Annotated in this window: 19 protein-coding genes; 1 reads left to right on the forward strand and 18 read right to left on the reverse strand. The window is 37.5% G+C overall.

Annotated features, from left to right (window positions below; all coding sequences use genetic code 11):
- Positions 1–5: 5 nt before the first annotated feature.
- The 17 genes from ahpF to H2677_RS09410 all read right to left on the reverse strand — a co-directional run bounded on the left by ahpF (position 6) and on the right by H2677_RS09410 (position 17,344).
- A complete protein-coding gene (ahpF, locus tag H2677_RS09330) occupies positions 6–1,571 on the reverse strand; it encodes an alkyl hydroperoxide reductase subunit F (RefSeq protein WP_212638379.1) in 1,566 nt (521 codons plus the stop codon).
- Positions 1,572–1,700: 129 nt separating this feature from the next.
- Positions 1,701–2,615 carry a hypothetical protein gene (locus tag H2677_RS09335; RefSeq protein ID WP_212638380.1) on the reverse strand — a complete coding sequence of 305 codons (915 nt, stop codon included), beginning with the start codon at positions 2,613–2,615 and terminating at the stop codon, positions 1,701–1,703.
- Positions 2,616–2,639: 24 nt separating this feature from the next.
- Positions 2,640–3,767 carry a toxic anion resistance protein gene (locus H2677_RS09340; protein ID WP_212638381.1) on the reverse strand — a complete coding sequence of 376 codons (1,128 nt, stop codon included), beginning with the start codon at positions 3,765–3,767 and terminating at the stop codon, positions 2,640–2,642.
- A gap of 12 nt (positions 3,768–3,779) precedes the next feature.
- Positions 3,780–4,556, reverse strand: coding sequence for a tellurium resistance protein (locus tag H2677_RS09345; RefSeq protein ID WP_212638382.1), 777 nt, complete (start codon positions 4,554–4,556; stop codon positions 3,780–3,782).
- Positions 4,557–4,679: 123 nt separating this feature from the next.
- Positions 4,680–5,093, reverse strand: a complete 414-nt coding sequence (locus H2677_RS09350) for a PaaI family thioesterase (protein WP_004911902.1) — start codon at positions 5,091–5,093, stop codon at positions 4,680–4,682.
- A gap of 21 nt (positions 5,094–5,114) precedes the next feature.
- The gene (locus H2677_RS09355; protein ID WP_212638383.1) at positions 5,115–6,098 is read right to left on the reverse strand and encodes a fatty acid desaturase family protein; all 984 of its coding nucleotides are present in this window, start codon (positions 6,096–6,098) and stop codon (positions 5,115–5,117) included.
- A gap of 116 nt (positions 6,099–6,214) precedes the next feature.
- Positions 6,215–7,012, reverse strand: coding sequence for a PaaX family transcriptional regulator C-terminal domain-containing protein (locus tag H2677_RS09360; RefSeq protein WP_199955842.1), 798 nt, complete (start codon positions 7,010–7,012; stop codon positions 6,215–6,217).
- 102 nt (positions 7,013–7,114) lie between these two features.
- On the reverse strand, positions 7,115–7,915 hold the full coding sequence (locus H2677_RS09365) for an undecaprenyl-diphosphate phosphatase (RefSeq protein ID WP_004911912.1): 801 nt from the start codon (positions 7,913–7,915) through the stop codon (positions 7,115–7,117).
- A gap of 124 nt (positions 7,916–8,039) precedes the next feature.
- Positions 8,040–9,929 carry a M48 family metalloprotease gene (locus H2677_RS09370; protein WP_171265905.1) on the reverse strand — a complete coding sequence of 630 codons (1,890 nt, stop codon included), beginning with the start codon at positions 9,927–9,929 and terminating at the stop codon, positions 8,040–8,042.
- 104 nt (positions 9,930–10,033) lie between these two features.
- Entirely contained in the window at positions 10,034–11,572 is a 1,539-nt protein-coding gene (purF, locus tag H2677_RS09375; protein ID WP_212638384.1) for an amidophosphoribosyltransferase, read from the reverse strand.
- A 40-nt stretch (positions 11,573–11,612) separates the two neighbouring features.
- Positions 11,613–12,206, reverse strand: a complete 594-nt coding sequence (locus H2677_RS09380; RefSeq protein ID WP_212638385.1) for a CvpA family protein — start codon at positions 12,204–12,206, stop codon at positions 11,613–11,615.
- A 1-nt stretch (position 12,207) separates the two neighbouring features.
- Positions 12,208–13,215, reverse strand: coding sequence for a quinone-dependent dihydroorotate dehydrogenase (locus H2677_RS09385; RefSeq protein WP_039047123.1), 1,008 nt, complete (start codon positions 13,213–13,215; stop codon positions 12,208–12,210).
- Between the two features lie 250 nt (positions 13,216–13,465).
- A complete protein-coding gene (gspM, locus tag H2677_RS09390) occupies positions 13,466–13,945 on the reverse strand; it encodes a type II secretion system protein GspM (protein WP_004911921.1) in 480 nt (159 codons plus the stop codon).
- Positions 13,945–15,084 carry a type II secretion system protein GspL gene (gspL, locus tag H2677_RS09395; protein ID WP_212638386.1) on the reverse strand — a complete coding sequence of 380 codons (1,140 nt, stop codon included), beginning with the start codon at positions 15,082–15,084 and terminating at the stop codon, positions 13,945–13,947. The genes gspM and gspL overlap by 1 nt, the downstream gene beginning before the upstream one ends.
- A gap of 44 nt (positions 15,085–15,128) precedes the next feature.
- The gene (gene sixA, locus H2677_RS09400) at positions 15,129–15,584 is read right to left on the reverse strand and encodes a phosphohistidine phosphatase SixA (RefSeq protein ID WP_005402423.1); all 456 of its coding nucleotides are present in this window, start codon (positions 15,582–15,584) and stop codon (positions 15,129–15,131) included.
- A gap of 56 nt (positions 15,585–15,640) precedes the next feature.
- Entirely contained in the window at positions 15,641–16,714 is a 1,074-nt protein-coding gene (locus H2677_RS09405) for an NAD(P)H-dependent glycerol-3-phosphate dehydrogenase (RefSeq protein ID WP_004954899.1), read from the reverse strand.
- A gap of 51 nt (positions 16,715–16,765) precedes the next feature.
- Positions 16,766–17,344 carry a nitroreductase family protein gene (locus H2677_RS09410; protein WP_004954902.1) on the reverse strand — a complete coding sequence of 193 codons (579 nt, stop codon included), beginning with the start codon at positions 17,342–17,344 and terminating at the stop codon, positions 16,766–16,768.
- Between the two features lie 195 nt (positions 17,345–17,539).
- Here H2677_RS09410 and H2677_RS09415 point away from each other — a divergent pair, with 195 nt between their 5' ends.
- Positions 17,540–17,923: a hypothetical protein gene (locus tag H2677_RS09415; RefSeq protein ID WP_099948822.1), complete on the forward strand. Its 384-nt coding sequence runs from the start codon at positions 17,540–17,542 to the stop codon at positions 17,921–17,923.
- A 47-nt stretch (positions 17,924–17,970) separates the two neighbouring features.
- Here H2677_RS09415 and H2677_RS09420 read toward each other — a convergent pair whose 3' ends face one another.
- Positions 17,971–18,213 (reverse strand): hypothetical protein, encoded by a 243-nt coding sequence (locus H2677_RS09420; protein WP_004911935.1) that lies wholly within the window; start codon positions 18,211–18,213, stop codon positions 17,971–17,973.
- Between the last annotated feature and the right edge of the window lie 72 nt (positions 18,214–18,285).

The raw sequence follows: 18,285 nt of genomic DNA on the forward strand, positions 1-18,285 counted from the left end.
TCTAATTAGTTCGTAGAACGAATCATGTAATCAAAGGCAGATAATGCTGCTTTCGCACCTTCGCCTGTTGCGATGATGATTTGCTTGTATGGTACTGTCGTACAGTCACCTGCAGCAAATACACCCTGTACATTGGTTTCATTACGATCGTTAATCACAATCTCACCACGATTGCTGAGTTCAACTGCACTGTTCTTTAGGAAATCCGTATTTGGCAATAAACCAATTTGTACAAAGATTCCCGCAAGTTCTACTGTGTGTTCTACATCGGTCGCACGATCTTTATACTTCAATGCTGTCACTTGTGAACCATCACCAACCACTTCAGTACTCAAGGCATTGGTGATAACGGTGGTATTCGGCAAGCTATTTAACTTATCCTGTAAGACTTGGTCAGCACGAAGTTTGGTATCAAACTCAACCAAAGTCACATGCTCAACAATCCCTGCTAAATCAATCGCAGCTTCTACACCCGAGTTACCTCCACCAATCACTGCAACTCGTTTACCTTTAAATAATGGACCATCACAGTGTGGGCAGTACGCAACACCACGTGTACGGTATTCAGCTTCACCAGGAACATTCATTTCTCTCCAACGAGCACCTGTTGAAAGAATGATGGTCTTAGACTCAAGCTTAGCACCATTTTCTAGTTCAACTTCAACCAAGCCATTCGCCGTTTGGTCTGCACCTGTGATTTTGCTGACTCTTTGTAAGTTCATGATGTCCACGCCATATTCACGAACATGCGCTTCCATATCTTGAGCAAACTTAGGACCAACTGTTTTTTGGATCGTGGTAAAGTTTTCAATATCCATGGTATCCATGACTTGACCGCCAAAACGTTCAGCCACAATCCCTGTTTTGATCCCTTTACGCGCTGCATAGATTGCTGCTGTACCGCCTGCAGGACCACCACCAATCACCAATACATCAAAAGCATCTTTCGCATTGAGAAGAGCTGCATCTTTCTCTGCTGAGTTGCTATCTAACTTCGCGATGATTTCTTCCAAAGTCATACGGCCCTGACCAATATGTTCATTGTCTTGGAACAACATTGGGACTGCCAAGATTTTGCGTTCTTCAACTTCTTCTTGGAAGAAACCACCATCAATCATGGTCGCAGTTGCATCAGGGTTATAGATCGCAATCAAGTTCAACGCTTGAACTACATCTGGACAGTTGTGACAACTCAACGATACAAACACATCAAAGTTTGATGTTAAGTTCAAACCTTTAATCTGATTTAACACCTCATCAGACACTTTAGGTGCATAACCTGAAACTTGTAACAATGCCAAGATCAAAGAGGTGAACTCATGTCCCATTGGTAAACCAGCGAAGAACACACGCGGTTGTTCACCTGCTTTAGCCACACCGAAGCTAGGACGGCGAGCGTTTGAACCGTCAAAACGCGCCGTAACTTGATCAGAAAGTTCAGCAATTTCGGTCACGAGTTCTTTAATTTTTGCAGCTTTATCGGATTCATCTAAAGCAGCCACTAACTCGATTGGACTTTCTAAACGTTCTAAGTAAGCTTTTAATTGAGTTTTAATATTTTGATCTAACATGTATTTCTCCAAATTCTCAGCAATTCAATCAGCTAAATTCTTTCAATGGGGCTATAGTACGCAAATTATTTAAATAGGTAAAACAGGTTGTTTTCATAATATCAATCGAACAAACCGAACATAACAAACTTATAGATCAAGTTTCTGCGTAATTCGATATCGACGGTTTTTAAAATGCTTAGCTAGCATGTACAAAACCACACTCATTGCGAGATTGATAATTAGAAAGACCAACAAAAAGAAATTCACGTACTTTGAAATTTTTTCTGCTTGCTGCGCTTGGATATCTAGCGGTTGAGTAATCAAAGTAATACTTTTTCCATACAGCTGTTGTTGCATTACCCACAATTGTTCAGGCTTAAAATCATATTTACTAAATGCAGTGGGAGCCTTTTTCTCAGCTTCGATCAATTGATTGACATAAATATTTGCAGTTTTGCGATCAATCGGATCATGTAACAAAGCAACCTGAGCTAAGACATAAGCTTTTTCTGTTTGAGAAATATTTATATCTTGTAAATCTTGAGCAATTTGGCTTTCGACAATATTTGTTTGATAGCTCATCCAACGCTGATAAGCTTCATCTGTTTCGTTCTTCCAGTCGTATTGAATATAGCTTAATCCTGACCATAGCAATATAAACGAAATGATCCATGCCAAAAATCGCTGCGTCCAAGCTTGAAATCTCTGTTGGAAGAACTTAAATTTCTTCACCCAACGCACAATTAGAAATGCACCAACAAAGGAAACAAGGACTTTCAGAAACAGCCAACCAAACCAAGAAAGAAGATTAAAAAAATAATCCACAGGTTGTTTAAAAGGTACCAAATCTTGTACTTGATATGGTAAATCTAAACTCTGAACATGCAATGAAAGATCAAAAAACCGATAAATAAATTCTTTTTGTAGAAAGAATGCCGCAATAGTTAAAACCATCAAGACTATACTTACAGCAAGCCCAATGACTATATTGCGTTGGCGTTTTTTCAACACTTGTAAACGCTGATCAATAGGTTCCACACTTAAATCATTTATGGGTGACAATGATCTTTCCTTTCATAATAAATTTTAAGATTTAGGCGTTTGCCCACTATTTTCCAGAACAAGATGATTAAGACTTTCTTGCAATGCACGCAAACGCGTTGTTGCTTCAGCTCTTTTTTGCATTCCTTCTTTCTGGATTTGAATTACATCATTTACTGTTTTAATGAGGGTGTTTTGAACATGTTCAAGTGTTTCAACATCAATCACTGAACGTTGATTCGCCTTTGCAGTATCAACTGAGTTTTGATGCAATAATTCCGCATTTCGACGAAGTAAATCATTGGTCGTGTCATCAATCGCTTTCGCTAATTGCACACTATTTTTCTGTTCTTGCAATGAAATCGCTAAACTAATCTGATTCTTCCAAGCTGGCAATGTAATATTTTTTATTGCATAGAATTTATCAACCAACATCAAATTATTAGATTGAATAATACGAATCATGGGTAGAGTTTGCATTGCAGATTGTTGCAGTACTTGTAGATCACTCACTCTTTTTTCAAGATTATTCGCTAAATGATTAAGATCATAAATTTGTTGCGTGGTCTGCTGATCTTGCTCTTGATTAGTCAATGTCGCAATTTGCTGTTGAATATCTTGTTGCTTCAGTTGTCCTGCTGCGATATAGACACCCAATTGTTTATACTCTTCCTGCACAGCATCAAACATTTTGTCTAGAGTTCCAACACGTGCTTTCAAACCAGATTGTGAACTCTCAATTTCTTTGACTAAAACATCAATCTGTTCTTTGGTCGTATTAAAATGCTGATCAAAACTTTGCTTTGCGCTTTTAAATTTACTAAGTAAACCACCAAAAAATCCTGAACTTTTAGACTTATTCAAAATACTCGAAGTATTTAATTGCTGAGCAACCTGAACGACCTGATTTAATTTTTGCCCTGTTGCATCTAAATCTTTATTTTGAACGAGATCAAGCAACTCATCTGTATAAGTCGATGTTTTATTGGCAATATTTTTTCCATATTCAGCTACAACAGTTGTGCTTATCTCAGCGAGTTCCTTATGTGCATCCATCACCTCCGCAAAATCATGCGGTTGCAATCCTAGCTCTTTTAAATTCAATTGTTCAAAGCGTTCCTCTTGTTTTAATTCGACTTGAGTTGACGCTTGAGTCAATTCTGAACCTGACATACTTTTCCCCTCTTATTTCTCTAATGATTTTTTAAGATTTTGAATCAAATCTTCTCGACTTTTATCCAATTTTTCAACAGTGATGCTTGAATTTGAGTGACGACTTTGCTGTAAATGATATTGCCATGCTGGAATCAAAACTTGCTGAGCTTCTTTAAATCGATCTAATAAACTAAAAGATAAATGCTGAGATAACTGCATTTGTTTGATCGCAATATCATTACTCGTTTGTAAAGTTTGTAAGGTATTCACTTTTTTAGACAATCGCTCAAGAAAATGATCTAAAGTTTTTTGGCGACTAAACTCAGGATATTCATTCAAAAACTCTTGAGCTGCGCTAATATAGACTGCCATTTGTTCTCGTAAGCCCAATACCTTCTGTATTCGTGATTGTGACTTCTGTATTTCTATTTGCAGTTTTTGACTTAAATGATTTGCTTCATCAATTAAGCGATCAAGGTCTTTTAAATATTTGACCTGACCTGCATCATACTCCACATCAATGCCGAGCCATTTTTGCAATGCATTGAATCGACGACCACGTAGATACTTTTTTGAGAGTGACAGCTGTTGAATAATCTGTGAGATAACCGCACTTAACTGTTGATTTAATTTAGGATCAACACCATTCAATAAAACACTTTGAGCTTGAACTAAATGATCGGCATAGGCATTCAAACTATGAGGATCATCCATCAAAGGCAATAGATCATTTCGCTTAATCGCTAAAAGCTGCTCGTGATCAAGCGAAATCTGAGATAGAGGTATCAAGTCGAGTTCTATGGGCATATAAGTAAAAATGGTAAGAACAAATAAATTTGAACAAACTTAGTTTTAGCATGTTCTTACCAATTCTCATACTGAATTGTTGTTATGTTTTGCTGCTCTATTCGTTGTTATTTCTAAAATTTTTTATTGCTTTGGAATTGCATATGTACCGATAACATGAGCAACAGGCTCATCGTCTCCAACTGAATACAACCATACCTCACCAGTCACCAAGGTTTTGCCGACTTTAATCAATTTACAAACAGCTTTAATATTTTGCATTCCGTTTGGTTTGCGGAAAAAGTTAATCGTCATATTGGTTGTGACTGCCATGGCCACCAATCCCAAGTCACCTAAAATCGCAACATACAATGCAAAATCAGCTACAAGCATCAATGTTGGCCCAGACACAGTTTGTCCGGGACGTAAGTCACTTTGATCGACACGATATAATAGCTCTGCACCTTTTGGGGTAATCTCAACAATTGATGTTTTTTCTAGTGCTTGTGGAAACTCTTGGGCTAAAAAACTAATGATCTGTTCTTTTGCTAATAGCATATCTATTCTTCTATTCTTGAATTAATCAGCTTGGTTAGATAGTTCATGTAAAACTTGCCAATACGTTGGCGGTTCTTCTACATGTCCGCGCTCACGTAACATCTGATGCATTTTCGGTAATTTAAAATACGGAACAGCAGCCATAAGATGATGTTCTTTATGATAATTCACATGTATTGGCGCGACTAATGCACGTGCTAAATATCCAGCTTTAGTTGTACGAGTATTTGTTAAAGCACTATTACTTGTTGGCATTCCTGCATGTTCAGCCATTGAACGGACACGGAGAAACAAAGGAAATGGGGTGAGATATGCCAAGACCCACAATGCATACAATTTAGGATGACCTGAAGCCCACAATGCTCCGAAAATAGCTGCGTTAATGGCTATCGCTCCACCACTATTTTTTATAAATGTTTTTGCATAATCGCTCCAATGTCGTCCATCTTGAGGAATCCAACGGCGATCATTTGAAACTGTCCATTCCATCTTCTCAATATCCATCAACACTCGTCCAATCGCAAATTTAATTCCCGTTAAACCAGATAAATCCCGAATAAATTTGCGCATTAATGATTTTTTGGAAGTTGGAAAGCCCGAAACCAATGTTAGATCAGGATCATCAACAGTAGAGGTTTTACTGTGATGACGTATATGATGAGCTCGATATTTATGTAAATCATTCCAAATCGGACGAGCACATAACCAATCAGTTAATGTGTCATTCAACCACTTAGTTTTAAATAAACTTTGATGCGAAGCATCATGCATAAGAATAGCCAGCGCTAATTGCCTACCAGCAAGAATGATTAGAGCTGCAATACATAATAATAATTTACCCCAAGCTGGCACATAGTCCCAGAAGCTGGCTACTGCAGCAAAGGTACCGCCAATCACAGCCCAAGTTGAGAAAACAGCCCAGCCCCCATGTAAATCTGATTTACTTGTTAGCTCACTGATTTCGTCTCTTGTGAATAGATCACTAATAGCAACACGCTTATTCATATCCTTATCCCATATTTTTTTAATTTTAAAACTACACAACTTATATTTTTATTTTAAAACATGTAATATTTCTGTCAACAAAATATAATTAAATTATTAGTAATATTTTAAATTAACTATTCATCTTGCTGTTCATAAAATCTTCGCCATAGTTCTAAACCTATTTGATCCAGCCTCTGAACACTTTGAGCAAATTGATCGCGTAATTTTACGTCAACAAAATCTTCTGGTAACAATGGATCATTCATTAATTGTGAAATTGTTTGCCGACCAAGTAATAAAGATTCTTTCGTTGCGATATCTAAATCCAAATCATTCGCTGTTTCTAGCCATTGTTCAATCATTTGAGCGTATTTTTGATAATTTTGATTTAATGTCTTGGTGGACCATAGTTCAGTTATTATCTTTATAGTTCCTGCATCGAAAAACTGGATCGCACACACTTTTGCACTTTGTTCCAGACCCGTAGCATGTAGTTCAGTAACAAGCTGCTCAAAAGAAATTGCTAAATTGTCTGGGCGAATATAAATGCCTTGCTCTAACTCTTTGAATCCCAAATGTTTCAAAGCGCGTTCTCTTCTATGCAAAGCCGTTCGATCGACTCTTCCCAAAGCCCCTGTAAATACACCGATAAATTGCTGATTCCATGGTTTGGTTTGTTTAATACCATTTTTTCGATTTAACATCACATCAGCCCACTCACGTGACTGATTGGTAAACTGATAGACGCCGCGCTCAATCGCCTCAATGACTCCTTCACTCGATAATCGAGTCACAGCAACCCTGATGCTATTTTCACTAATCTCAAAAAGTCGAGCTGCAATGATGATCTGTTTGATTGAAATTTCTCGTCCTTGTAACCCCAACAGGAGATCAACAATCAAATCACGGGCATTCAGTTTTGCTATTGTCATAGTATGTTTTTACCGATACATCACTGGTGAATATAGAAAATACGATCCAAAAATTAGTAAAAAAGCCCCTTTTCTAATCAAAAAAAAGAGGCTGATTTATATTTATAAGAATACGAAAAGTAAAATTACACCCAAAACAATGCGGTACCAAGCAAACACACGCAAAGTATGACGTTCAACAAATTTAACTAAAGCACTAACCACTAACAATGCAGAAATAAACGCAGCAACAAAACCAACACCAATATTCAGCATATTGTCTTGTGTGAGAACATCAGCATTACGAATTAAATCAAATGTCGCAGCACCTAACATCGTTGGCATCGCCAAGAAGAAAGAAAACTCTGTTGCTGCTTTACGCGATAGGCCTGCAAACATACCACCAACAATAGTTGCACCTGAACGAGATGTTCCTGGAATCATCGCCACACATTGCGCACAACCCACTAATAACGCCTGTTTATAGGTGATTTTTGTCGCTTCAGTTGTTTTATGATCAAAATTCTTGGCTTCAACCCAGAAAATGATAAGGCCACCAACGATTAGGGCAATCGCGACCACTAAAGGACTAAAAAGCACACTCTTAATGAAATCAACAGCGAAAACCCCAATAATCACAGCAGGGAAAAATGCAATCAAAACACTAAATGCAAAGTGTCGAGCCTCTGCATCACCACTAAAAAAACCTTTGAGTAAATTAAAGATTTTTTGGCGATATAACCAACATACCGCCAAAATTGCACCTAGCTGAATAACGACTTCAAATACTCGACCATCATCTGAATGGAAATCAATTAAATGACCGAACAGGATTAAATGTCCTGTACTTGAAATCGGTAGAAATTCGGTGAGACCCTCAATAAAACCTAGAAACAAAGCTTTTAAAATTTCAATATGTTCCATAACTTACTCAAAAACACACAATACAAAATAAAAATAAATGGCAAGCTTACTCTGAAATCAGACCAAATTATGTGTTTGTCACGTAACCTTTGATCAAATAAATAGTCAATTTTTGATAGCAGCATCAAATAATCATCAAACTATTTTTCTTCAGCATTTGTTCAACAACATCCTGAGTATCAAAACCCAAGCGCCAATATAAAAGTTCCAAAACATCTAATTCATCTTGAGTGATGATGCGATCACTCCATAAGCATCTTTCTGCAATTGCCAAGATATTGAGTCGATCTCGTAATAGCAAACCTGAAACATCATTTAGAATTTCCGCTAGATCTAAAGGTTCATCAGAAATATCCGCATAAACTTGCATTTCTTCAACTGTCAAAATTTGCTGTAAAATTCGTTCACGAACTTCTAATTGGTTTGGACTATTGATTTGCTGGACGTGCAACAGCGCATCAATTAAATGAACAATTTGTGATTTTACATCTTCAAATGCTGTAGGCAGATGGGCTGGCATCAAATTCAATTCATGCTTCACTTTCTCTAAAAGCAACGCATCTAATAAACCAACCTCTCCATCTTCTTGAATAATACAAGCAAGCTTAGTGAGAAACTGACGTGCAATACTTGTCGGCATGTGCCCAATGTTTTTACAAGCATCATGAAAAATCTGAACATGGATACGACCATCTAAATTGAGTAACGCATCTACGATTGCATGACTCACTGCCGCTTCTTGTGGAATAAATTCACGATATTGACGAATCATTAAAATCGCAACCATGACTTCTCTAGAACCCGTAGCTGTTTGCATCGCACGCTGAATCAGCTCAGGACGTTTTTTATTTTTTCGAAGCTCTGGATTGAGTGGTTTAATTGCATCATTTAAGGCAAAACTAATGGGTGACAATCTAAGTAAAGGTAAAGGCTGAGGTGAACTCCAAGGAACTGTCATATCTGTCAGCTCTTCTTCTAAAGAACGAAACAGACTAAATAAAGGACGATTACGCAATTTTCTCAGGTTTTCTAATTGTAGGTCTTGCAATAATGTTGGATTTAATTCAAAGATTCGATCTTTAATACTTGGATGAATATTCATCCAGCTTTGTGGACTTAATGAGTTTGCAAAACACATATGAGAAATTGATTCAGAATATGCACTATGGATTTGTGAACCTGAGTGATGAACATAAATACGCAACAATGTTTGAACATTGGCATTATTGTTCATTAGTTTCATGGTTTTCAGGTCATTTCTAAATGTACGTCCACTTAGAGTTAAATATTTGATTAGACGGGTAATTAAAATACCTAAACTCCCAATCAACCAAATCACACCACCAATCGCGACAAAAATAGTTTCAAATTTATTTCTATATGATGTGGCATATGGGCTGTATCCAGCTTGAGCTAATTTACTGCCCCACTGACTAAATGTTGTTAGACCACTGTATAAGATTTTCAACTTCGTGTTTTCAACAGCTTCGCCTGATAGAATTTGATTAAACTCATAACTTAGCAATCCATATAGCTCAAGTTCATCCAAGTTCTGTAATGCACCCCACGTCAAAATAATTGCGATATCTTGCGACTTGAAACCAGCAGTTAGCGCATTTACGCCAATCTCATCTGGCAGCACATACACAGCAGGTGTATCTATCGAAAAACTTTTCGCAACTTGTTCAACGACTCTCAGAGCAGTATTTTCTTCAGGAGTACTTTCATCAAAAACCAATCGACGTGCTTTTAATTGCTTTGCTAGAGAGTGTCCACCCTCACGCAGGACATACAGCTCAGCACCAACTGACCATACTAATACTAAAAATAATAAACAAATAAAATAAGGGCTTAGAAAATGCCACCAAATCGGCTGAGTATAATCAAAGAAATGTACAACTAAACCCAAAATCCAATTGAGAATAAATAATGTAAGTAACATTGCAAGAATACAAAAGCTTACTGACCAAGCAATATTCTTATTTTCAATTAAATAATGGCTCATTTCTTTCAATGTAAATTTTCCTTATTACATTGTTTGGGTAAGAGGCTTTATGCCTTGAGTATCATAAAATAAAAAAGCGGGAAATTCCCGCTTTTCTCGATATTAAAGTGATTTTACTCTTCTCGAATACCAGTTAAATCCACTGAAGCAGCATCAATATTTACATCGATATAGCCATCAGCTTTTTTCTTCGCACTATCATTACGTTTTTGTTCAAGATTGATCAAATAATCACTATCAATCCCGCCAGCAACGTATACCCCATCAAATACAGAACAATCAAACTCTGTGAGATGTGGAACTTTACTTGTGCGAACTGCATTTTTCAGATCTTCCAAATCTTGGAAAATTAGACGATCAGCACCAATAATCCCACGAATCTCTTCTACAGTACGATCTGAAGCAATCAATTCAGATTTTGCTGGCATATCAATTCCGTACACATTTGGATATTTCACCATAGGTGCAGCCGATGCAAAAAACACTTTTTTCGCACCAGAATCACGAGCCATTTGGATAATTTCATTACAGGTTGTACCACGAACAATCGAGTCATCAACAAGTAATACATTCTTATCTTTAAATTCTAGTTCAACAGGGTTCAACTTTTGACGAACTGATTTCTTACGTTGCTGTTGTCCTGGCATAATGAAGGTACGCCCGATATAACGGTTTTTCATAAAACCTTCACGGAACTTCACACCTAAAATATTAGCAAGTTCTAAAGCAGATGTACGGCTTGTGTCTGGAATTGGAATAACAACATCAATATCGTGTTGCTCGCCCCATTCTTTCAAGATTTTATAGGCTAACTTCTCGCCCATTTTTAAACGAGACTTATAGACTGAAATCCCATCAATCGTTGCATCTGGTCGTGCAAAATAAACATATTCAAAAATACATGGACGGTATTCTGGATTTGCTGCACATTGTTTAGTAAACAATTGACCATCTGAGTTGATGAAGACTGCCTCACCAGGTGCAATATCACGCTCTACTTTAAAGCCAAGCGCAGTGATTGCAACTGACTCAGAGGCAATAATATATTCAACGCCTTGATCAGTTTCACGAGAACCATAAACTAAAGGACGAATACCATTTGGATCACGGAAACCAACTAAGCCATGTCCAGTAATCATCGCTACAACGCCATAAGCACCTTTACAACGCTCATGTACACGAGTAACTGTATGGAAAATATCATCAGGCGTTGGATTTAAAGTACCAATTTTCTGTAATTCATGAGCAAATACGTTAAGTAAGACCTCTGAGTCAGAATCAGTATTCATATGACGTAGATCTGTTTTGAACAAGTCATCATGAATTTCTGCTGCATTGGTTAAGTTACCATTGTGAGCAAGGGTAATACCGTATGGTGAATTCACATAAAATGGTTGAGCTTCTGCACTACTTGAAGAGCCTGCTGTAGGGTAACGCACATGCCCAATACCATAGTTGCCAAGTAAAGCTCGCATATGACGAGTATGGAATACATCACGTACCATACCATTATCTTTGCGGAGGAATAAACGCCCTTGATGACAAGTTACTATACCTGCTGCATCTTGTCCGCGATGTTGTAACATCGTCAAGGCATCAAATAACATTTGGTTCACTGGTGATTTACCGGCTATCCCAACAACTCCACACATAATAACCTCGCGACAAGCTTGGAATGGGGTTCAACCCCACTTAATAAAAAGGGTTTTTTGTCGAATGATCAGCAGCTTGCTCTGTGGAAGCACGCTCCGATTCGTCCATTTCTGAAGGAGGGCGATGTAACAAAGCACCTTCAGATGTCATTTCGTGTATCGCTTGATTTGCAGCATCTTTAGACAACTCTGTCGCTAAAGGAGCATATGGCAATAAGATTTGTACAAATTTTGATTGTTTCCAATGCGGAGAGCTGTCAACCCATGGTCCCACACCTTGCATAGCAATCAAAACAATAAGTAGACCTTTTAAAGAACCAAAAGCACCACCTGCTAAACGATTTAATGGGCCCAATTTCAAACTTTTCAAGAGACCATTTAAAAGTGCGGTAATAACCCATGTACAAACAACAATGATGAGCACAATAAATGCAAATGCTGCAATTTTTTGCACTACAGGGTCTTGGCTTAAACTGCTCATGGCAGGTGCCAGTATGACTGCGTATTTTGCCCCAATGATCAATGCAAATATCCATCCGATCAAGTTCGCAAAGGCTTTGATAAATCCTTGACGCAAACCGTTTAGCCCTCCAATGAGCAAAATGATCAGAATAATGATATCAAGCGTGTTCATTTCACACTGTCATCGCATCAACACAATCTTTAACAAGTGTTGGACCTGTATAAATCAATCCACTGTAGACTTGTATTAAGCTTGCGCCAGCTTGCTGTTTAATAACGGCTTGATCACCAGAAACGATTCCACCAACACCTATTAAAGGCATACGCCCATCTAGGATCTTAGAAAATTGGCGTAAACATTCAGTACTTTTTTCAAACACTGGTGCACCTGATAATCCACCAGCTTCATTTCCATTCGGGAGATTTTCAACACCTTCTCTTCCAAGCGTAGTGTTGGTTACAATTAACCCATCAATTTTAAATTTCAGTAATTGTGTAGAAATAAAATTAATATCTTCAATCGTTAAATCTGGTGCAACTTTAAGAACCAAAGGAACATAATGATTATATTGTTCAGCAAGTTCTAGTTGTCTATCTTTCAATGTTTGTAACAACTCTGTTAATGCATCGCCACTTTGCAAACTGCGTAAGTTTTTTGTATTTGGAGATGAAATATTCACAGTGATGTATGATGCGTAGTTATAAACTTTTTCTAAACAAATTAGATAATCTGATACTGCATCTTCGACAGGAGTATCCGCATTTTTACCGATATTAATGCCTAGAATACCTTTGAATTTTGAAGCTTTGACATTCTCAACAAGCTTGTCCACCCCATCATTGTTAAATCCCATACGGTTAATAATTGCTTTGGCTTCTGGAATACGGAATAAACGTGGTTGAGGATTTCCTGCTTGAGGTCGTGGTGTGATTGTACCAATCTCAATAAAACCAAAACCTAGTGCTGCCAATGCATCAATGTGTGCACCGTTCTTATCTAAACCAGCAGCTAAACCTACTGGATTTGGAAATTCAATTCCCATACAAGTTACAGGTTTATTTGCAACTTTTTGATGCATAAAACCTAGCTTATAAGCTTTGTCGAGCATAGAAAGTGTGAGTTCATGTGCACGCTCTGGTGCTAAAGTAAACAACAGAGGGCGGGCCAATGAATATAACATACCAATCACAGTCTACTGATTTTTCAAGTATGCGTATTATAGGCTTAGGCTAAACAAAACACCATGCTTGACAGGCGCTTATTTTGTAGAGTCGTTGCTTTAATGCGCCTTGAATCAATACTTAAAACAGTAATTGGAAAAATCTAGATTTAAAAATATGGCTGAACTTAATGTAAAAGCCTTTAAAAAAGCTAAATGCTGGCATATCTCAATTTTTAGTAATAATAAATATCTAGAAATTAGAAATGATTTATTGCACCGTTGCCGTTAATTTGATCTGATTATTGGTAGAAATCATATCCATTTTTTGAATACTTAAACCCATTTGAGAGAGTTGCATCAAGAAATTCGCAAGTACCGCATAATTTTGATGTTCTGCAATCAATTGTATTTGATCGCCATTTTGTTGTGATGATACTGCTAAACCCTGTTGCTGAGCAGTACGCTGTATCTTATCAGCAGGAGAAAGATCCAGATCATTTGCTGGTTTCATTGTTGCTGCGTTACTTTGCATCCAAACCGTTAAATCTTTCAGCTCATTTAAACGATTTTGCTGCTGATCGGCAAGAGAATGCATTTTCCACAATGCAAAACCTATAATGACAACAGTTAAAAACACTGCTGTAAAAACAACCATGACTCGTTCACGAACCGATAGTCCTTGAAGATAGTGATTTAATCTTTCAATATTTTGATCAATACGGTTTTGTATATTATTCAATGCTTTCATTATTTAATCTTAACCAAGCCAATTGCGCCGACTGTATCAGCTTGAACATTACCAAGTTCAGCCTGAAATCCTTGTTGATTTAATTGTTGCGTTAAGCCCTGAAGATCATCCGCTGATTTTGCCTTGAGCGACATCGCTAACACAGATGCATCATAACTCACTTGCTGAGCCACAATTTGCTTTTGCATAAGAATAGGACCAACTCGACTCAATAAAGATAAAGCCTGTGTATCTCCAAGCTGACTCATTCTTAACTGGCTTTCAAACTGGCTTTTAATATTTTGCTCAGTTACTCGACTATTTTCACCAAACCAATATTTATATTGATCAATCGCCTGAACCGCAGTTTGATCAGCAACACGTTTTAATTTAGACCAACGTAGACCATCATAAACCAACTGAACAGAAATGACTGCAACCAATACACATCCAGCAGCTTTCCAGTAACCTGACCATTCAACTTCTTTATTTTTTGCTTTTGGCAAGACATTCAATGGATGTTGCTTAGGACGATTTAGGGTATGAAATTGATAACTAAATTCTGTTACTTGATCTTGTGTTGATGCTGCAGCTAGACAGTCCAATTGTGTAGGACTTAAATTTGCAAATTTGTATTCAGTAGCAGGATTTTGAAATTCTAAGAATAGTGCCAAATCATCTATTGAATTACCTGACCATTCATTTTCTCTTGCAAGTAGATTACCGTACAAATTTGCAATGATGATTTGATTCGGCTCAGGTTCTGGCAATATTAAAAAATCAGGTAAAAAAGCGATAATTTGTATTGGTAATAGGCTTAAAGCATGTTGCCAAGTTTCAATAGTAGATTGAGCAACACCGAGCACACTGAGTTGATCATTTTGAAAATGATGTACTATTTTCATTTGATCAATCGGAAGCGTAACAAACTCTTCAAGCAAATACTTAACGCCTTCTTGACCTAATTGCTTGAAATGCAACTTCGTCATAGTTTGCTGCATTAATTGAGCATTTCGACTTGGAAAATAAACGACGGCTTCTTTTCCGTTGTGCTCATGTAAGTCTTGAATTAATTGTTCTAGGCTGTTGGCCTGTAACCAATTTTCTCCAGTCGACCAATACCATGTTCCATTGGTTTCAGGCATCCATAAATACAGCATCGGTGTTTATTACCCTTTTTTATCCAAATATAGGATATAAGATTTTATATTGTTGGCGTAAAACTTTTTTTCTGTGTTGATAAGCCATTTGCAATCACAGTCTGATCATAAATTCGAGCTTCAGCTAATGCAAATGGATTAAAATTCTCATGCGTTAATTGCTCCGCAATATGCCCTACTACATTCATATGGCATACAACTGCAATTGATTCATATGATAATTTTGATAGCCATTCTATCGCATCTTTCGCATCATCATCTGGTTTAATTTTATCGCAAATTAAAACAGGAACACCCTCAAAATGCGCTTTGATATGTGCCAAAGTTTCTTGTGCACGTAGCAATGGACTAACTACAAAAATTTCTGGTTGAATAATATCTTTTAAGAAGTTTCCTGTTTCTTCAGCTTGCTGATGTCCACGCTCTGTCAGAGGACGTTGCGTATCATCACCATTAATCGCAGGAGACGCTTCACCATGTCTTACTAATGTTAATTGCATATAAATACCTTATTGTTAGTCCTTGAGTTTAACCAAATATGATGACATTTTTTTGATTAGACTTCATGGTGAGGCAAAACAAATTCAACATCACTGCGATGACCATTTTTCATTAGAGAAAGCGCAATCGTCATCGGTGGTGCATTCTCAAAAATAACTTCATACAATGCATTGGTAATTGGCATGTATACGTCTAATTCTTGAGCTTTAGCACGCACTTGTACAATCGTGTTAATCCCTTCAGCAGTCTGACCTAATGCTTTAGTTGCTTCATCAAGTGTTTTTCCAGAACCAAGTGCATAACCAATTTGATAATTACGACTCAATGGGCTATTACAGGTGGCAAACAAATCTCCAACACCTGACAGTCCTAAGAACGTCAATGGATTAGCACCTTGCTTGACAGCAAAACGACTCATTTCTGCTAAAGCACGAGTTAAAATCATACTCTTAGTATTTTCACCAATATTATAAGCAGCCCCCATCCCCATTGCGACTGCGTAAATATTTTTCAATGCACCACCCAACTCAACACCATGTACATCATCGCTACCAAATACACGAAATAGCGCACTGTGCAATGCATGCTGAACCGCATATCGCACTAGTTCTGATTCGCTCGCAATCACCGTACCAGATGGCATACCCGCCATAATCTCTTTTGCCAAATTTGGCCCTGATAAAACCCCATAAGGTACTTCAGGCAACTCTGCGCGAATAATGTCACTCATGAAACTAAAAGTTTTTGCTTCAATTCCTTTAGTAAGCGAAACAACCGCTTGAGCTGTGATAAATGGTGCGATTTGCTTGAGCACATCTCGGAATGAATGACTTGGAATCGCGACTAAAATAATATCGCGATCTCGCACAGCCACTTCCAAATCAGAAACCGCACGCAAACCCGTTTCTAAGGTGTAATCAGGTAAATAACGTTTATTAATATGTGTTTGGTTGATCTCTTCAGCTGCAGCTGCATCACGAATCCAAATCATCGTGTCACAACCATTACGTACAGCCAAATTCGCCATTGCTGTACCAAAGCTGCCACCACCTAACACGGTAATTCTTAATGCTGTTTTTTGATCTACTGCAACTGGTTCAACTAAATCACTAAATTTTAACTCTGCCATTTTTTATCCTGAAATTCATTTATTCGTTTAGTTCATCATTCAATCTAAAAGTTAGCTTGCTTGCCAATTTTTTAAGAAATCTTGAGTAGCAATCTCTGCGCGTGGAGCAATCGCTTTAGCAGCAGTTCCAATATAAATAATACCCGAAATAAGATCTTGGTCGTTTAAACCCAATTGATGCTTGAGCCATTTAGACTCCACGACAGCACCAGATCGCCACATCGTAGCAAAACCTTGCGCTTGCAAAGAGAGTAAGAAGTTTTGAACAGCAGCTCCAGTACTAAGAATCTGTTCAAAATGCGGAACTTTTGGATGATCTTGGATAGTTGTTAATGCTAATACTAATAACGGTGCACGAAAAGGATGCTGCTTTACACGCTCTAACTGAGCTGAATCAGTTTCACCTAAATCAGCTAAAGCTTTAGCTAAATGCTCACCAAAAGCGGCACGTAATTCAGGTGTCACTACAACAAATCTAGTAGGCTTCAAGCGATGATGGTCAGGAGCAGTAAGTGCAGCTTGCACTGCTTTTTCAAGTTGTTGTGTATTTGGTGCTGGCTCAATTAATTGCCCAATAGATTGACGTTGATGAATATTTTGATGAATTGTCTCTATATTTGAGTCCGTCATTTAAATGAATCTAACTAACACATGGATTTTGCTAGATTAGCATAATCTCACTATTTTCCACCACGTCTAATCCCTGCTTAATCATCAATTTGAGAAATTTAACAGAGCCTCACTACAAACTGTACATAACCTGCAAAAGCGTTCAAAAATTATATGTTCAAATAATACAACTATCTAACGACCTGAGAATAAGCAATGAATAAAGCATTAGTAATGAGTTTAATTGGTGGCTTGGCAATCGGTTTAACAGCTTGTGCATCTACCCCAACCAACACTTTGGCAATACAAAAAGAAAATAATCAATATGAAGTCACTGGGATTGGTAAAACTAACCTAATTTCTAAAAATAATGCAATTAGCGCAGCTCAAAAGACCTGTTCGCGAAATACTAGCCCTGTTGTTGTGGACGAAAAAACTGCATATCAAGGAGTATTAAAAGATGTTGTGGATGAAGAAACTGGAAGATTAGTTGAAGCTGCTGCTGGCGTAATTGGTACGTTAACAGGTAAGAATGCCTCTTTAGCCAAAGATGATGATTATCAAACAACATTGACCTTCTACTGCAAAGCAAATACTTAAATAAAAAAGCCGATGTCATCACATCGGCTTTTTTATTAGCGAGGAGCTTATTGAACTTCGCTCGCTGCAACTTCTGATGCTGCACTTTCGACAACATCAGTATTTTTCTCATCTAAATTCGGTTTGTCGATTGCATCAATCGCAGCTTGTTGTTCTGGAGTAGTCTGTGTAGATACAGTTGAAGCTGCTTGTTCTTGCTGTTCAGCGTTGTTCGCTTCTTCTTTTTTTGCACATGCAGTTAACATGATTGGAGCAATAATTAAAGCGGCAAGAGTTAATTTAAATTTCATCACGGCTTTCCACAGTTACTTGGTTAAGTTGATGACAAGCATATTTCAAATATGTGACAGTTTTATGACCGA

The sequence above is a fragment of the Acinetobacter junii genome, from assembly GCF_018336855.1.
In the GTDB taxonomy this organism is placed as follows: domain Bacteria; phylum Pseudomonadota; class Gammaproteobacteria; order Pseudomonadales; family Moraxellaceae; genus Acinetobacter; species Acinetobacter junii.

What these genes read in the sequence shown, in the direction of transcription:
- ahpF (WP_212638379.1), bottom strand. Translation starts at nt 1,571, where the DNA reads ATGTTAGATCAAAATATTAAAACTCAATTAAAAGCTTACTTAGAACGT.
- H2677_RS09340 (WP_212638381.1), bottom strand. Translation starts at nt 3,767, where the DNA reads ATGTCAGGTTCAGAATTGACTCAAGCGTCAACTCAAGTCGAATTAAAA.
- H2677_RS09345 (WP_212638382.1), bottom strand. Translation starts at nt 4,556, where the DNA reads ATGCCCATAGAACTCGACTTGATACCTCTATCTCAGATTTCGCTTGAT.
- H2677_RS09350 (WP_004911902.1), bottom strand. Translation starts at nt 5,093, where the DNA reads ATGCTATTAGCAAAAGAACAGATCATTAGTTTTTTAGCCCAAGAGTTT.
- H2677_RS09355 (WP_212638383.1), bottom strand. Translation starts at nt 6,098, where the DNA reads ATGAATAAGCGTGTTGCTATTAGTGATCTATTCACAAGAGACGAAATC.
- H2677_RS09360 (WP_199955842.1), bottom strand. Translation starts at nt 7,012, where the DNA reads ATGACAATAGCAAAACTGAATGCCCGTGATTTGATTGTTGATCTCCTG.
- H2677_RS09365 (WP_004911912.1), bottom strand. Translation starts at nt 7,915, where the DNA reads ATGGAACATATTGAAATTTTAAAAGCTTTGTTTCTAGGTTTTATTGAG.
- purF (WP_212638384.1), bottom strand. Translation starts at nt 11,572, where the DNA reads ATGTGTGGAGTTGTTGGGATAGCCGGTAAATCACCAGTGAACCAAATG.
- H2677_RS09380 (WP_212638385.1), bottom strand. Translation starts at nt 12,206, where the DNA reads ATGAACACGCTTGATATCATTATTCTGATCATTTTGCTCATTGGAGGG.
- H2677_RS09385 (WP_039047123.1), bottom strand. Translation starts at nt 13,215, where the DNA reads ATGTTATATTCATTGGCCCGCCCTCTGTTGTTTACTTTAGCACCAGAG.
- gspM (WP_004911921.1), bottom strand. Translation starts at nt 13,945, where the DNA reads ATGAAAGCATTGAATAATATACAAAACCGTATTGATCAAAATATTGAA.
- gspL (WP_212638386.1), bottom strand. Translation starts at nt 15,084, where the DNA reads ATGCTGTATTTATGGATGCCTGAAACCAATGGAACATGGTATTGGTCG.
- sixA (WP_005402423.1), bottom strand. Translation starts at nt 15,584, where the DNA reads ATGCAATTAACATTAGTAAGACATGGTGAAGCGTCTCCTGCGATTAAT.
- H2677_RS09405 (WP_004954899.1), bottom strand. Translation starts at nt 16,714, where the DNA reads ATGGCAGAGTTAAAATTTAGTGATTTAGTTGAACCAGTTGCAGTAGAT.
- H2677_RS09410 (WP_004954902.1), bottom strand. Translation starts at nt 17,344, where the DNA reads ATGACGGACTCAAATATAGAGACAATTCATCAAAATATTCATCAACGT.
- H2677_RS09415 (WP_099948822.1), top strand. Translation starts at nt 17,540, where the DNA reads ATGAATAAAGCATTAGTAATGAGTTTAATTGGTGGCTTGGCAATCGGT.
- H2677_RS09420 (WP_004911935.1), bottom strand. Translation starts at nt 18,213, where the DNA reads ATGAAATTTAAATTAACTCTTGCCGCTTTAATTATTGCTCCAATCATG.